At 46.0% G+C, this 16,582-nt stretch carries 11 protein-coding genes and 1 tRNA gene; 5 read left to right on the top strand and 7 right to left on the bottom strand.

What is annotated here, in order from left to right:
• The 5 genes from ACE1CD_RS18680 to ACE1CD_RS18700 form a co-directional block, all read right to left on the bottom strand.
• Positions 1-546 (bottom strand): transposase (locus tag ACE1CD_RS18680; RefSeq protein WP_374826000.1); only part of this gene is annotated, 546 nt, incomplete at its 3' end.
• Positions 547-791: 245 nt separating this feature from the next.
• Complete coding sequence (locus ACE1CD_RS18685; RefSeq protein WP_374826001.1) at positions 792-1,547, bottom strand: hypothetical protein; 756 nt, start codon at positions 1,545-1,547, stop codon at positions 792-794.
• A gap of 687 nt (positions 1,548-2,234) precedes the next feature.
• Complete coding sequence (gene fba, locus ACE1CD_RS18690; protein ID WP_374796294.1) at positions 2,235-3,314, bottom strand: class II fructose-bisphosphate aldolase; 1,080 nt, start codon at positions 3,312-3,314, stop codon at positions 2,235-2,237.
• 161 nt (positions 3,315-3,475) lie between these two features.
• Positions 3,476-3,547: transfer RNA gene (locus tag ACE1CD_RS18695), tRNA-Lys, on the bottom strand.
• Positions 3,548-3,648: 101 nt separating this feature from the next.
• Positions 3,649-4,518 carry an aldose epimerase gene (locus ACE1CD_RS18700; protein ID WP_374796300.1) on the bottom strand — a complete coding sequence of 290 codons (870 nt, stop codon included), beginning with the start codon at positions 4,516-4,518 and terminating at the stop codon, positions 3,649-3,651.
• 1,596 nt (positions 4,519-6,114) lie between these two features.
• Here ACE1CD_RS18700 and ACE1CD_RS18705 point away from each other — a divergent pair.
• A complete protein-coding gene (locus ACE1CD_RS18705) occupies positions 6,115-6,426 on the top strand; it encodes a DUF6679 family protein (RefSeq protein ID WP_190474290.1) in 312 nt (103 codons plus the stop codon).
• A 120-nt stretch (positions 6,427-6,546) separates the two neighbouring features.
• Here the strand turns inward: ACE1CD_RS18705 and ACE1CD_RS18710 are convergent, their stop codons facing one another.
• Entirely contained in the window at positions 6,547-8,247 is a 1,701-nt protein-coding gene (locus ACE1CD_RS18710) for an MBL fold metallo-hydrolase (RefSeq protein WP_374796302.1), read from the bottom strand.
• A 618-nt stretch (positions 8,248-8,865) separates the two neighbouring features.
• On the opposite strand from ACE1CD_RS18710, the gene mgtE reads away from it, so the two are divergent.
• Positions 8,866-10,215, top strand: coding sequence for a magnesium transporter (mgtE, locus tag ACE1CD_RS18715; protein WP_374793483.1), 1,350 nt, complete (start codon positions 8,866-8,868; stop codon positions 10,213-10,215).
• Positions 10,216-10,358: 143 nt separating this feature from the next.
• Here the strand turns inward: mgtE and ACE1CD_RS18720 are convergent, their stop codons facing one another.
• The gene (locus ACE1CD_RS18720) at positions 10,359-13,502 is read right to left on the bottom strand and encodes a PAS domain S-box protein (RefSeq protein WP_374826002.1); all 3,144 of its coding nucleotides are present in this window, start codon (positions 13,500-13,502) and stop codon (positions 10,359-10,361) included.
• Positions 13,503-13,927: 425 nt separating this feature from the next.
• Between ACE1CD_RS18720 and ACE1CD_RS18725 the strand changes: the two genes are divergently transcribed.
• The 3 genes from ACE1CD_RS18725 (at position 13,928) to ACE1CD_RS18735 (ending at position 16,532) form a co-directional block, all read left to right on the top strand.
• Positions 13,928-14,980 carry an aspartate carbamoyltransferase catalytic subunit gene (locus ACE1CD_RS18725; RefSeq protein WP_374793480.1) on the top strand — a complete coding sequence of 351 codons (1,053 nt, stop codon included), beginning with the start codon at positions 13,928-13,930 and terminating at the stop codon, positions 14,978-14,980.
• A 236-nt stretch (positions 14,981-15,216) separates the two neighbouring features.
• Positions 15,217-15,549: a cytochrome c6 PetJ gene (gene petJ / locus ACE1CD_RS18730; protein ID WP_374793637.1), complete on the top strand. Its 333-nt coding sequence runs from the start codon at positions 15,217-15,219 to the stop codon at positions 15,547-15,549.
• A gap of 83 nt (positions 15,550-15,632) precedes the next feature.
• On the top strand, positions 15,633-16,532 hold the full coding sequence (locus tag ACE1CD_RS18735; protein ID WP_374826003.1) for a tetratricopeptide repeat protein: 900 nt from the start codon (positions 15,633-15,635) through the stop codon (positions 16,530-16,532).
• The last annotated feature ends 50 nt before the right edge of the window (positions 16,533-16,582 follow it).

Genomic DNA, 16,582 nt, shown 5'->3' on the forward strand with positions numbered 1-16,582 from the left:
TTTATATCTTTGACAGAAACCGCGATATTTTTTCGCGCATTCGTCTAAGGATTTACCCAAAGCGAGAAAAGCGGGATGCCATTGGGTGAGTCCGTCGGTGGTAAGTTGGTCGTATGTTCCATAATTAGAGAAGTCATAGAAGAAACCTTCTTTGATTCCTGCTGCTTTGGGATTACCGTGAATGTAGCGGAGGGTGCAGAGGGCGCGTTTTTGGTCGTCTTTGGGGAAACTTGTGCTGTAATAACGCTTTTCCCAAAAATGTCCGGTGCGGTTAAGCATTCGGTTGAGACACATAGCAGTATACCAGTTTAACCAGTGCATGATTTTGGGTAAGTCGGTGGGGGTGGCGGGTTCGATCAGGTAGTGGACGTGGTTAGATAGGATGCAGAGGGCGTAGAGACGAAAGTTATATTTTTCGATGGCTTTTTTGAGGGCGAAGAGGATGATTTGACGACATTCTCTGCGGTGGAGTTTAAATTCGCGGTTGTTGCAGCGGACGGTGATGTGGTAGGTGTGGTGGGGTGTGAGTTGGCGGGGTGGGCGCATGGTGTCAGGTATCGGGTGGGGAGGGAAAAACCCAAGTGGTTGACTTTTGGCTTGGGGTGTGGTTTGATGGGTTTGGGGTTTAGGCTAGTTGGATGATGGCGTGGGCGGCGGCGACAAATGGAGAATAGTCGTCCAGAGAATAGTCGTCCACTCGAGAATAGTCGTCCACTCCCAAAACCCGGAGTGAGTACGCGGAGTGCGAGAGCTCAAAGGGTACAGGGACCCTCGACAGCATAGCATGAACATCATTCCCACCCTCCACCACATTCCCCCCGGCAATCTCCAATATCAGGGAATCCGTTATCATCTTTTCCAGGGGAATCAGGGGAGGAGCAGACGTAAGGGGACCGTTTTGGTTGCCCCCGTATATGAGTGTGCCCCCCCCTGCCGCTCACCAACCAACCTACCAAATCCATCTCAGACTGCCATCCGATCCCATTGATGATTTTTACTGCCTCTTTTGCCCCTTCTGTTCTTTCTCCCCCGGTCTCCCAATCCAAGGTTTCCACCAGAAAAATTTCTTTCACGCTTGGCGTTTCTTCCACCATCATTCCGCTTTTTTCACTCCTCTTTCTCCACTCTTCTTCCTTTTCTTCTTCTTCCTTTTCCTTTTCTTCCTTGGTGGAGGGCTTCCCTTGTTGCGTAGGATTGGTGGAGTGGTTATTCTGAGGGGGCGGGTTCACCAACAACAACGCCTCATTGCCGTATATTTCCTTGTATGCCTTACGCCAAATCTTAGTATTGGCTAGGTAATCTTGACGCCACCATGACGTCACCACCTTTCCATCAGCGTCCATACCCTTCGTCTTTGCTTCTTGCAGTATAGCATGAACATGATCGGGAGTCCACCATTCGTCAACAGTCTCATTTGTTTTGGCGTCTGCCATTATATCATTCGGCTGGAGCCAATTTGTGTAATCATTTTCTAATTGGGTAATATTTTTCGTTTCCGTTGCTGTATCACTACTACCACCACCCCATATACCTAATAAGTCTTTCACTTCACCCTGGGCATCGGTGATTATAACCGAATCAGCGCTAATCAGCGCTGTTTGCTTGGGGATTTCAGAGCGGCAATTCTACCTTTTCCATCCACCTGACGCATCTCACGCAGGTTCATTCCTTCACAGAACTTGATTTGGCGTTACAGAAACTTCATTTAGCGGCGAGATGGGCTAAGTGTTTCTACGGAGATACCCCCCTTCGATTTCTTGGAGTCAACCGCAAAGCCCTACCCACAAGGGGATTGGGGATAGGGGATTGGGAATTAAATTTGTATTTCTGCCAGCGCGGAGATATAATTTGGTTTTTTGATTGACTTGCTGACTTATTTGGTGTATTATTCTTATAATGGAAATATGTCAAAAAATAATATTGTTAAATATTTCTTCCTCATCAAGACAAGCATAACAAAAAAAATTTATCCTGTCAAGAGCCTCTTTCCCCTATTTTGCGTATTCATCTTCCCCAGAGCAGAAAGGTAGATTTGATGCCGCCAATCGAGAATTTCTACTGCCGCCACCCCTGGTTTAAAGCTTGCTGCGTGTAAGATTCACCCGAAGTTGGGTTTCCTACCGTCAACCCAACCTACTATTTTTCCATTTCAAAAGAAAAACAAAATAAAAAAAGGAGAGGGAAATTTAATTAATCTTTCTCCCTCTTCCTAATCAAACCAGAGGCAAATTTAATTAGACAGACACAGCTGCCTTTGTCACCACATTCAATTCACCCTTAGCATACTTAGCAGCATAATCATCCAAAGACACTTGCTTGATCTTGCTAGCATTACCAGAAGTACCGAAAGCTTCATAGCGTTCAGCACAAACTTTCTGCATATACTTAATCGAAGGCTTCAGGAAGTGACGGGGGTCGAATTCCTTGGCATCTTTCGCCAAAGCTTCGCGCACAGCAGCGGTGATTGCCAGACGGTTATCGGTATCGATATTTACCTTACGTACACCACTCTTGATACCTTTTTGGATTTCTTCCAGAGGTACGCCGTAGGTTTCGGGGATAGCACCACCGTACTTGTTGATCAGAGCGATCAAATCTTCTGGCACGGAGGAGGAACCGTGCATTACCAAGTGAGTGTTAGGCAGGCGGCGGTGAATTTCTTCAATCCGGCTGATAGCCAGGATTTCGCCAGTCGGCTTGCGGGTGAACTTGTAAGCGCCGTGGCTAGTGCCAATTGCTACTGCCAAAGCATCAACTTGGGTTTGTTCCACAAAGTCAACCGCTTGGTCAGGGTCAGTCAACAATTGAGAATGGTCTAACTTTCCTTCAAAGCCATGACCATCTTCCGCTTCACCCATGCCAGTTTCCAAAGAACCCAAGCAACCCAGTTCACCTTCTACGCTAGCACCGATCGCATGAGCAACTTTCACCACTTCGCGAGTGACATTGACGTTGTACTCATAGCTAGCTGGACTCTTAGCATCGGCTTCCAGAGATCCATCCATCATCACGCTGGTGAAACCGTTCTTAATCGCAGAATAGCAGGTAGCTGGTTCATTGCCATGATCTTGGTGCATCACAATGGGGATATGGGGGTAAGTTTCCACAGCCGCCAAAATCAGATGGCGCAAGAAATTTTCACCTGCATACTTGCGGGCACCGCGAGAAGCTTGCAAAATCACGGGGCTATTGGTTTCCTGAGCAGCCTGCATGATTGCTTGGATCTGCTCCATGTTATTTACGTTGTAAGCTGGAATACCGTATCCATTCTCAGCCGCGTGATCCAACAGCAGCCGCATAGGTACAAGCGCCATATCTCATCCTCCTAATGGTTATTCGTCAGCTAGTTAGTTTTAGACCAGCGGAATTATTACAATAATCTTAAGATACTTTACAACTTCTCGGAACATATATCTACAGATTGAGTTATTAAAGTTCGTGAAAACTTTCTATAAGATTCTTTAATCTAAAAAAATGGGTCGCCCGGGATTCGAACCCGGAACTAATCGGTTAAAAGCCGAGTACTCTACCGTTGAGTTAGCGACCCTAATTTATTTTTTTATCTTTTTGACAACGTTGACTAATTTAACACAAACAAAAAGAAGTAGTCAAGGGGTTTGTTGAAAAAAAGATGGCAAGGGAAATCTTTTAGAAAAAACTTGCCGTCAAGCTGACAAGCGTTTCAAAAGTTGCTTCCGGTTCTACATGAATCAGATTTTCACCAGTATTGAGCGCGTTACGAGGAGCAGTCCAGGGTTCCAGACAATAGTACTCTTTTCCTTTAACCGTCCAAAAAACAAGCGTAGAGTAGGCTTCATCGTAACTCAGGGATAGCCGGAGGTTGCGACTGCTGTCGGTAACGCTGGCGAATGGACTCCTGACATCCCGAAATGCCACATCAATTTCATCGCTGTCGAAGTCAAAGCTACCCGTAAAAGGATGAGTGGTCTTGTTTCGTTGATCTTGGTACTCGGTGGCGGGAATCCTCAACTGCAACTGCGTCTTGTCAAACGTATAAAAATAAGGATGCAGACCCGTGCAAAACGACATCTGTTCATCAGATAGATTAGTGTAGCATTGGCGAATTTGCAGCGTGTTACCCCTAATCTGGTAAGTAAAAGCGAGTTTAAAGTCAAACGGGTACACTTTCCGAGTTACATCGTCACTTTCCAAAACTAGGGTAATGCTCACTTGGTCTTGCGTGACTTGATTGGCAACTTCCCAAGGGAGGTCGCGAGCAAAGCCGTGTTGTTTGAGGGTGTATTGCTTCTCTTTATGGGTATAAGTGTTGTCAGGTAAATTACCGCAGATAGGAAACAGGATCGGAATTCCACCTCTAACACTCAAGTTTGGATCGGCAAATCGCTCTGCATCCAGGTAGAGGATTTCTTGACCTTGGATACACCATCTAGTAATGATACCCCCTCGTTCTGGAACGACTTCTAGCTCAGATTGAGCTGAAAGGTCGGAGAGAATGTAGGTTTTGTATTGCTGTTCTTTGACTGCGATCGCCAACACTGGTGCTGTTCCTGCTGGAAATAGATGTAGTAATCCCACTACTTTACAGGCGATCGGTCGCCGCTTAAAGTAGTGAGTGCCACTCTTGTCCTCAAAGTGCGATCGGCTGCAACACTGGAAATATGCAGCATTTGCCTATTGCCTGCATCGTCCTTTGGGGTTTTGTGTGTTCGTTAGCCAGCAAGGGATGCCAAAATTTTCGGAATCTTTACAGAATTTTTGCACATACACCCCCCTTTTCTTTACACATTTTTTACAGTTCCCCCTATAAGCTATTACATAAGTCCATGTCTCTGTTGCCATCTGACGGCTGCAATACTCAGCCGTACTTAATTTTATGCGGCAAAAATCACATATTTGGGGACTCAGTGACCAAAATCACACTACTATAGGGCAAAATATCACAAGCAGCTGCGGGTCTCCATCATTTACTTAATCAGAGAGATGTTTGACACTTATAGTAACGATTAACGCATCAAGGATTCTCTGAGACGTTATGATTCGCTCACTGGTAAAGTCTGCTTTTCAAACAGGGTGTTTAAGTGTTGCTTCTGAAGGTCTGATTGGCCAAGTACTGGCCAATAAGGGCTACCAGTCAGCTGATTTAGACGCCGTAGTGACCTTATACAAGGCGCTCAACTCCGGTCAGATTGAAAGAGAGGCAAGGGGGGACGTCACGCGAAGCCTAGCCGAGTACGCCCAAATCTATCCAATCCCCATCCACTCGACTCCAATAGCTTGCTAAGACAATTTTTTCTACTGCTAAATATACAACTGCGACCTTCAGCTTGGCCTAGTTTGTGCCGGCAACTAACGGCGAGCCTCTTAAAGAGGGACTTTGCCGTTATCTTGTTTTGGAAGTGCCCGCTCTCGAGCTCTGTCAGTTGAGTATGGTGTAAATTGAGACAAAAAAATAGAGTATGTCAGTTCGCAGACTTGCCCTTAAGATTATAGAATCGATATAAGAATATCCATAGCTTTCACAAGGTAGGCAAAATAAAAAAAGGAAAATTTTTAGGTTTTACCTGACTCAAAGCTGGGAATTGAGATGAAAGCGTCCCGCTTGTGTTAGGATACCCGCAGACAAGTTCTCAACTGGATTTCAGCAATCGGCTGCTAGACGCTGCTCCAAAAGCAATTCTACTCTTTCCGAGTAAGCGTGAATCCAGGGTAAGGAATTTGCGAGTGCGATAACCGTAGTGCGATAACCTAACCTGTGTTTACGACAGGCTGCGCCAACGGAAAATCTCCTTTCTGTAGGAGGTAAAAAGTTAAAAGTTAAAAGTGAAGAATCTAGGAGCCAGAATCGATCTACCATAATTGCAGCGAAATCCGTATAATATTACGAACAAAAACTCGTTTCTGACTCCAGATGACTGCTTTTTTAGTTTTTAGACTAGCATTGGTACGGCATTAAATTGGCACGACCTAAGAATTATATTTGCTGGAGCTATCGCGGTCACTTTTGGCTGCGAAGCACTGAGGAAACCAGTTTTTCCGGTGACGCTAAGTTCTTTTAGCGTAAATTTTGCCCAACTATAATTTTTAATTTAGTTGGGGTACGTTCAAGAGTTCCCTGTTCAGGAGAAACAATACATGCTACACCGCAAGATCTATCAACTCTGTTGCGATGGTCGAGAAGTCTGTGTTTTCTTGCGGGACCAGCAACGTTGGATAGAACGCGCTCGCATCATCGATATTGAAGGAGATTTAGTTACATTACGTTATGAAACAGAAGAAGATGATGAAATTTCTTCTTGGGAAGAGATGGTGCGCCTAGAAAGCATTGGTGCTGTTAGTCAGAAATTAGCATCGGTACCGAGAGGTAATGTAGAACCGTTGGTTTCAGATGACTGTCCCGAAGCCGAACAAATTCGCAATCATTACCCAGACTCCAATTTAGATTAATCTAATTAGGGGCTGTTTGGACTTTAATCAATTCAGTTTTAGCCCAGCATTTAATGTCCAGCGCTGGGCTAAATTTTTGTCATTTTTAAATAAATCTCAACTAAGGGGATTTGAGATCGTTTATTTTTTATTTTCCTCATCTTCCCTATAGGATCGAGGGGGTACAGCACCGGATTCAAAAACAGGACAGTAACCATCTGGCGTTACCTTGAAGCCAAACAGGGGCGATGCTTGGTTCCAACAGCGCTGTCCTCGCTGGTGTCGGCAGTTACCGCAGCAGGCTAAATCAGCCGGGATGCGATCGCTTCCTTGCGTAAGTAACTCCCGTTGCGATAATCCCCGCAATACCAGTTCCTCACCCTGCCAACGAGCTTCAACCAAACCTGTATCGGCAAAGTTTTGCCAGCGAGGGTCACCAGTAATGGTATCGGGAAGTGCTATTGTCACTACAGTCCCCAGCTCGGTCAATTCCCCTTCATAGTTAGTTTCCGGTGCAGCGGGTTGCAGAAATGTATCGCCAATAGGCAGTTCTACCAGCGTTCCCGCTGATGGACAATGCAAATGGTAGCGATTGTGCAGTTCCTCCAAATTAGTCAGGTCTGCCAAATATGTAGGCGAACCGTGAACAAATACTATGTGCTGCGGACGTAAGTTATGAATCAGTTGGGTAGTGCCGGGGCCATCGCAATGCTGAGCCAATAAATAGGTTTCGACATTAACAAGTGCTGGGGATGAGCTACCTTGCTGTTTACCCACACTGCTGGATACTTCAGAAAAAGAACCAGAGTCAGGAATTACAACTTGGAACTCGGAACTTATGGAACGCCCCGGTCGCTGAGGCAGTAATATTAGCCAAGAACCGCTATCTGCATGGCAATAATCGCTCAAATCGCCGATTTCGTCCGTGAAAACAATGCAAGGAGACTTGCCGATCGAGCGACGCTGTTCCGGTTGTAGCCGACGCACGCGGGGACGGACTCGTTCGTCCCAAAACAAAGGTTGATGTCGGGAAAAATTCTGTACTGATGCGGGTAGATAAGGTAGCAGATTGAGATAGGCATCGCAACCTGTAGCAACGTTGCCATCTACCCAGATATCCAAATCCCGACCTGTAAAGAGATGATGACTGCGAAGCAGCATGAGGATTTCCTGACCGAGACCCAAAGTAGGCACAGGTAGCAGGACAGATTGACCCATTGCGATCGCTCGACTGATGCGCTCGGAGAGCTGGTTTTCTTGCTGCCGCCGATGGGGATGACGAGCGGTGCCGTAGGTGCCTTCCAGAATCAGTACATCCGGCTCTATTCCTCGTAAGGAATCTAGAGGCAATCCCTCTACCAGTCGCGAGTTGGACAGAAAAAAGTCACCCGTATATATCAGCGTGTAGGTACGGCGAGGAGTGGTGTAGGTCAGCCGGATGGTTGCCGCTCCTGGCAGATGGCCTGCGGGAAACAATTCGGCACACAGACCGTCTTGGAACTCCACTGGCGATCGCCACGGTAAAGCTTGACAAAATTGAGGGATGTTTTGGGGTTTTACCTCTGGCCAATTCAGCGGCAACAACTGAGCTGTCACCTCGCTGGCATAGATTGGCAGTTGAGGAAAAGCCTTATGCAGCGCCAGAAAACCTCTGGCGTGATCTGGGTGAGCGTGGCTGCACAGCACTAAGTCTGCTGGCAGTGCTTGCTTGGAACCTGTTTGTAGCGGGGTAATGTTATCCATACCGCAGTCGAGCATGATGCGATATGGCCCCATCCGCACAAGCAGACAGACGCCTTCGTCCTCATGATTAACGCTGTAGGGTAAGCATTCTAGGTCGATCACGATGCTCCCTTGAAAACAGTTTTGAGTGTTGAGTTTTAAGTTTTGAGTTAAAGAAGTTGGTGACTCAAAACTCAAAACTCAAAATTCATAACTTTCGCTTAGTGGGCTGAACCGTTGCCGTGATAGTTGTCTGAATCGTAAAATCCATTTTTGGTGCCGAAAAACAGGCTCGCCACGATAAAGACAATAGTCAACCCCATTAAAATTACTTTGATGTCCATCGGTATGAAACCTCAAATTGGATGACGGCGGTGGGTGAAATTTTAGCAAATACTGTATAGAACAACAACTCACTGGGCTGGGGGGGAGTGGGGGAGTGGGGGAGCGGGGGAGTAGGGGAGCGGGGGAGCGGGAAGAAATTCTTAATGAGTGACTTTTGACTTTTGACTTTTGACTTTTGACTTTTGACTTTTGACTTCCCCTAGCTCCTGCACTGGGATTGTGCAATTAATCTTCTGGGAGTAGCATATACTTACTGGCGTCGTGAGCTAAGAGTCGATACCAGTGTTGAATTCAGTGAATCAGTTTCATGGACCCAAGTCCATCCAGTCACAGTATTACGCTTCTCTAGCCTGGTGAGCCAGTCTCCCAGGATAGGGGAGATTGGGAGGTTTTATGCTCACTCAGGAAGGACGTGTTGCACTATCGGATATTGCCGATCTAAATCAACTCAAGTTTGAACTAAATCGCATACCGGCTGTTGATGTAGGAGATTACATTGCGGATGTGCCACCAGAACGGCGAGCGATCGCATTTCGTCTGCTAAAAAAAGACCACGCGATCGATGTGTTTGAATATCTACCGCCAGAAGTGCAGGAAGAACTGATTAATTCCCTGCACAACGCTCATGTTTGTCAAATTGTGGGTTCAATGCGACCGGATGACCGGGCCGAATTATTTGACGAACTGCCTGCTGGGATAGTAAAGCGACTGGTACAGCAACTAAACGGGGAAGAAAGACGGGCGACGGCGACCATTTTGGGGTATCCGGAAGGAACTGCGGGTCGCGTGATGACGACGGAATATGTCCGCTTACGGGAGGGATTGACGGTTGGGGAAGCCCTCCACAAAATTCGTTTGAGCGATGAAGATAAGGAGACAATATACTACGCCTACGTCACGGATGACAACCGTAAATTGCTGAAGGTGGTTTCCCTGCGGCAGTTGCTGTTTACGTTTCCGGATGTCTTGGTAGGGGATATTGCTAGCGATCGCGTTGTCAGAGTCCGCACGGATACGTCTCAGGAAGAAGTAGCGCAATTGATGAAGCGCTATGACTTGATCGCCGCACCGGTGGTCGATCGGGAAGATAGATTGGTAGGAATTGTCACTATTGACGATGTTGTAGACATTTTAGAAGAAGAAGCAACTGAGGATATTCAGAAACTAGCAGGGGTCAGCGGGGGTGACGAAGCAGCCCTATCTCCTCCTCTAGTAACAATCCGCAAGCGCCTGCCGTGGTTACTGGGTAATATTGGTCTATATATTGGTGCTGCTAGTGCGATCGCCCCTTTCCAAGGAGTTATTTCATTCGTACCTGTTTTGGCAGTAATTATGCCGATTTTGTCTAACGCCAGCGGGAATGTTGCCATTCAAGCTTTATCGGTGACTGTACGGGGACTGGGTGTGGGTGAGGTGACGCCCGAAGATACGCTGCAAATTCTTCGCAAGGAAGTTCTGGCTGGATTGGGTACGGCTTTGGCTTTGGGTTTGGCTTTGGGTACTTTATCCTTAATTTGGTCGCCTGCCAATGAGAGATGGGTAGCTTTCGTTGCGGCGATCGTCATGTTTATCAATGTACTGGTGGCTGCTACGATGGGAACGGTGTTGCCGATGGGGTTAAAGCGCGTCAATCTCGATCCGGCTTTGATCAGCGGGCCGCTACTCACTACGATGCTGGATGCGGTCGGATTTTTCACGTTTTTATCGATGATTTCTTTTGCTTTGAAGATTTTTAATGGATAAGGTCTAGGGTCTAGGGGAAAGAAAGGAAAAGAAGCTAAGTAGCGAAAGGGGAAAATACAAGAGCTTCTGTCCGCTCATTGCAGACAGAACAAATTCCAAATCAAAAATCCAAAATCTTTACACTCTTTCGCTGCACTCGCCGCCTACTTCTTTTCGTCTCCTAGTGCTGAGTGAATGATTTTAAATAATTCCTTAGCTGTGTAGGGTTTCGGTAAAAACCCTTTGACGCTGGTGCCTGTGATGGTTGCGAGCGTTTCGTTGGACGCGAGTCCGCTCATGACAATAATTTTGACAGACGGGTTGATTTTTTGCAATGTTCCGATCGTAGTTAAACCATCCATATTTGGCATCATCATATCTAACAACACCAAAGCAATCTCGTGTTTGTGCTGGACGTAAAGCGCGATACCTTCTATGCCATCAGCGGCAAAAATAACCTTGTAGCCGGATGTCTCCAGAGAGATTTTAGCGACCTCGCGAATCGCAGCTTCATCTTCAACAATCAGAATTAATTCTCCATGTCCTGTCATGATTTCCAACTCTTCCACTGGCTGGGTTTGATTTTCAAAAGCTGCGGGTAAGTAGACCTTAAATCTAGTTCCATTTCCCACTTCGCTGTAGACATTCATAAAACCGCCGTGGCTTTTGATAATACTTCTTACCGTAGATAAACCAAGACCGGTGCCTTTGCCAAATTCTTTAGTAGTAAAAAACGGCTCAAAAATTCTATCTACTATTTCTGGTGACATACCCGTTCCCGTATCGGAGACGGTAATTGCAACGTAGTGTCCAACGGAGGCGTCAATGTTCATCTCGGCATAATTTCGATCGATGTAGCGATTTTCGGCAATCATACTCAACCTTCCGCCATTCGGTATGGCATCGCGAGCGTTTACGCAAAGGTTCATCAGTACCTGATGCAGTTGTGTGGCATCTCCAGATATTGCCCAAAGGTCTGGCGTTACATCAGTGTTAATTTCGATCGATTTGGGAAATGTTTGTTTGACAATTTGGCTTATTTCTGATATGAGATAATTTACTTGCAAAAATGTGCGCTCGCCATCAATGCCTCGCGCAAATGACAAAACTTGTTTTACCAAATCAGCACCGCGTTTGGCTGTTGCTTCTAATACAGGTAGCAGGCGTTTGCTTCGCTCATCGTCAAGTTGTATTTCTAGCAGTTGAATTGCCATTAAAATCGGTGCTAGGACATTATTCAAATCGTGAGCTATACCGCTGGCGAGGGTGCCAATGCTTTCCATACGCTGTGCGCGAAGAAACTGCGCTTCTAGTTGCTTCTTTTCTGTAATGTCAGTATTGACGACAAGAATAGATTTGGGTTGATTTGTTCGATCGCGCACCAGTGTCCAGCGACTTTGAACGAGGAGCTTTTTGCCGGATTTGGCTAGTTGATGCAGTTCGCCTTGCCAAGAGCCTTTATCGACAAGCGTTTTCTGAATTAGGGAGCATTTATCTTGTTCTCGATCGTACAAAAATTGATGGGCATATTCTCCTTCGGCTTCTTCTACTTTCCAACCATAAAGGTGTTCGGCGCTTTTGTTCCAAAAGAGAATTTTACTATTCATATCCTGCACAAAAATAGCATCTGTTGCTATATCGAGTAGAGCAGCTTGTTGAGAAATTTTATCTTCTGATAACTTGCGTTCGTTGATATTGCGGAAATATACAGATAACCCTTCTCGCGCGGGATAGGCATAAACTTCAAACCATGTATTTAGGGGCAAATAAAATGCTTCAAATTTGACGCTTTTTTGTTCGTTTACGGCTTTATGATATTCCGAAAAAAATTGAGAAACTACTGCTTGGGGAAACTCATCCCAGATATTTTTACCCAATAAATCCGACTGTTTCTTTTGTAAAAATTGCTCTGCTTGTTGATTGAGGTAGGTGAATCGCCATTCGTTGTCTAAAGCAAAGAAAGCATCGGTGATACTTTCCAGAATATTGACGATCCGGTTGCGGGCTGCCTCAGCTTCAGCGCGGGAAGCTTGCTCTCTTTGTAAAAGTTGGATGCGTTCTTGTTCGGCTTGTTTTACTGTTGTGATGTCGCGAGCGATCGCATAAATTAAATCCTCTTCAACGATCGGAAAAGCTGTCCATGCCAGCCATTTATAGGAGCCATTTTTGCAGCGATAGCGATTCTCAAACTTGATGGTAGGTGAGCCATTTGCAAGCTTTTGAACTTCGCTGATAGTTGAGGAGCGATCTTCAGGATGTACAAAATTCAAAAACGGTTGTGCTAAAAGTTCGGAGTTGCTGTATCCCAAAATTTTTTCAAATGCGGGGTTTAAGCGTTTGAAATAGGCATCAGTTCCGGCGATACATAACATATCTAGGGATAAGTTAAAAAAGCGATCGCGTTCTGACTCTGCCTGTTTGCGAGCGGTAATGTCGCGTGTAAAACATCGCGTGTGAACAAATTCACCATTTGACCAGCATACATTTGAATCGATGAGGACGTGCTTAATCGAGCCATCTTTACACCGCAATTTAGCTTCATAGTTGTGTAATGTCTGATTCGCGGCGAGGCGACTTAAAATATCATCTATTACTTCTTTGTCTGTATGAAAGTTAGCGATGTGCTGACCGATATATTCCTGGGGAGTGTAGCCTAGAAGATCTAATTCTGCTTTGTTTGCCCACTGGATCTTGCCGTCTGGCCCTACCCAATGCAGGCTGATCGCTGCATTTTCCAAGAAGTCAGTCAGCAGCTTTTCTCTGTGGCTAAGTTCTGCTTGCAAACGCTTGCATTCGATCGTGGTGCAGGCTAAGTCTGCTAAATGATGCCGTAACTCTAGTTGACTGACAACTTGACGGCTCAGCGCTCGGAGTGACTCTGCTTGCTCCGGTGTAATTTCTCGCGGTACGAGATCGAGTACGCATAGAGATCCGATCGCTTTGCCCTCTCGCGAAATCAGAGGGACACCAGCGTAAAACCGCACGTAGGGATAAGAGGTAACTATCGGGTTTGTCTTAGACCTGCGATCGGCTAAAGTATCTGGAATAATTATTATATCACCTTCCCGAACACAAATTGGACATAACCAGGCATCGCCTGGTATTTGTGTGATGTCCAATTCTACTTTTGCTTTCAACCACTGACGTCTTGTCTCGATAATATTGATGACTGCAATGGAAGTGCCACAAACTTGTGCCGCTAATTGGGCGATATCGTCAAACGCCTGTTCTGTATCGCTGTCAAGAATCTGATATTGACATAGCGCTTCGAGCTTTGCTAGTTCGTTTCTAGGCAATGCTGCTGTCATGTTTGCCATCCTGGGAGTTCGATTTATTATTCCCAATTCCATGTCGTGCAATCTTTGCCGTATCTCTCAAACGCTTTTATCGCTTGCGTGGATTTTTTAGTTTTTTTAATAGCCATGTAGCGGGAACTTACGTTATCGCTTTATTTATTATAATTTCCACAGTCTCTTTGGGAAGATTTTTCGGGCTTTATTTAGGAAATTTACATAGTTTTTCTATCTTTAGGTATATGTACCTTAATAGTTTTAATAGCAGCGACTCTGACTAATTATACATGAAGTGAAAATATTTAGATACGTAAAGATAAATAACGTATAAATAGGTAACCATAACCCCCTGCCTGCCTAAAAAAGCGGGGAGAATCTCGATAAATCGAAATAAAGTGTTTTAATGTGAAAATCTGAGATAATTTGGCTTAATTACTCGCATGGCTACTACTACTTGGACACGCCGCCACGTTATTTCGCTAGCTGATTTTGTTGCTCCTGAATACGATACAGTGTTGCAAACTGCTGCTAGTTTTAGGGAAGTGCTGTCGCGGCGGGTCAAAAAAGTACCGACGCTGCAAGGACAGGTGGTGGCAACCCTGTTTTTTGAGCCGTCTACCCGGACTCGCAATAGTTTTGAACTCGCCGCTAAGCGACTTTCGGCGGATACGCTTAGCTTTGCGCCGGCAACGTCTTCTCTGACAAAAGGGGAGACTATTTTGGATACGGCGATCACTTATTTGGCGATGGGAATGAATATAATGGTGATTCGCCATAAGGAGGCGGGGGTGCCGCAAGCGATCGCGAATGAGATGGATCGCTTAGAATCGCAGGTGAGTGTCCTCAATGCAGGTGACGGTCAGCACGAACATCCTTCACAAGCGCTGCTAGACTTATTTACCATCTGTTCTTTACTAGACCCAAACCGACCCAGATTAGAATTGCTCCAGGACAAAAAAATTGCGATCGTTGGAGATATCCTGCACTCGCGGGTAGCGCGGTCTAATATCTGGAGTTTGATGGCAAGTGGAGCGGAAGTGCATCTGGCTGGGCCACCCACTTTGCTGCCTCAGTTGTTTGCCGAGTGGGGGAGCGGGGGAGCGGGGGGGAATGTACCTTCAAATTCTCGTGGGTCGCTCACCTCCTCAGTTTCCGAGCATTCCGCTGGTAAGTTATTTTTGCACTGGAATATCGAACCTGCTTTACAAAATGCAGATTTTGTGATGACTTTGCGGCTGCAAAAGGAGCGCATGACCCAGCATCTTTTGCCTAGTTTGCGCGAGTATCACCAGCTGTTCGGGATTACGCACGATCGTCTCAAGCTCTGCAACGCTAATGTTAAGGTGCTGCATCCCGGCCCAGTCAATCGCGGCCTGGAAATTAGCTCTGACCTGATGGACGATCCCCAGTTTAGTTTAATTTCCCAACAAGTCACCAACGGCGTTGCCGTTCGGATGGCTCTGCTGTACTTGATTGGCGGTGGCAAAGTTTAATCGCAGACATCCAGCCGCAGGGGTCGAAACCTGATTTCTCAGATCGACACAGGGAAGAGGAGTAACAGGGGTAAGAGGGGAACGGGCGAGAATTAATCTTTTCCCTTTTCCCTCTTCCCACTCCCTTTTCCCTCTCCCTCTCAGCATTTCTTTATGTATGACAAGCTGTCTTTTGACAAGCTCAGCCCTCTCGCTGACGATGTTCACTATCTCTTCTCAACCAAAGGAATATGGTTCTGAAAAAAGTATTATTAGTGGTTTTGCTGGTATTGGGAATTACCGTAGGTACCCTTACTTCTCCAGCGCAAGCAGCAGATTTGGCTAACGGTGCCAAGGTTTTCAGTGCCAATTGTGCCTCCTGTCACATGGGCGGTAAAAATATGGTCAATCCTGCTAAAACTTTGAAAAAGACCGATCTGGATAAGTATGGTATGGCTTCTCTGGAGGCGATTCAGACTCAGGTCACAAACGGCAAACTTGCGATGCCATCGTTTAAAGGACGCTTGAACGGTAAGCAAATTGAAGATGTAGCAAGCTACGTCTTAGCACAGGCTGAAAAGGGTTGGTAAGTAATACCAAATACTGCTTTTAGTTCGCTTCTGCTGGTATTTCAGCGGAAGCGAGGTTTGTAGCCTTCTGATGGACTGGACTTATGTATCGCTTTGACAAGATCGTCCTTAGCTTTGGCTTTGCTGTCGTGCTGAGCGTTTTGCTATTTGCTGCTCCCACGATCGCTCTTCCGGTGAGTGGGAAAGATTTTTTCAATTTGGGAGTAACTGCAATGCAACGCGGTGACTACCCTGATGCGATCGACAATTTCACTCAGGCGATTGATATTGATGCCAATCTTGGTGCTGCTTACAGCAATCGCTGTCTGGCTTACCTTCAATTGGAGATTTACGAACTGGCTGCGGATGACTGCTCTCAGGCGCTGCGATTGAATCCGCGCAGTGTAGAAGCATATCTGAATCGAGGATTGGCTTGGTACAGACTTGGTGATTATCAAGCGGCGAAACTTGACTACAGCGAGCTGCTGAAAATCAAGCCTTATGATTTCCGCGCTTACTACAACCGAGGCTTAGCAGATTTTGCTCTGGGCGAGTATCAGGATGCGATCGCAGATTACAACCATTCTCTACTCCAGAGTGGGCCACTCGATCGCCCTCAATTGGCTGAAATTTATAACGATCGAGGATTAGCTCACCTCATGCTAAAAAACTTCCCTGTGGCGATCTCCGACTTTGATTTGGCGATCCGCTTTAACAGTGGCGATCCTAGAGGGTACTTCAACCGAGGCTGTGCTTGTTTGTATAGCGGAAATTATATCATGGCGCTGCGGGATTTCAACCAAGTTTTAGCACTAACTCCTAATGACGGTCAAGCATACTTTTACCGGGGTTTAGTTCGTTACCAAATTGGTTCTCAGTATGCGGCGATGGCAGATTTGCAAAAGGCTGCTGAATGTTTTTGTAACCAGGGAGTCACAATCGCTTATCAAAAAACGCTACAACTGATTCGGCAAATTCTCTCATCCGACTCAGCTATTGGTTGAGCAATCTGGAATCATAATTATTTCCCATCCAAATTTTTGCTGCGCGACTG

Source organism: Aerosakkonema sp. BLCC-F183, assembly GCF_041929145.1.
GTDB lineage: Bacteria > Cyanobacteriota > Cyanobacteriia > Cyanobacteriales > Aerosakkonemataceae > Aerosakkonema.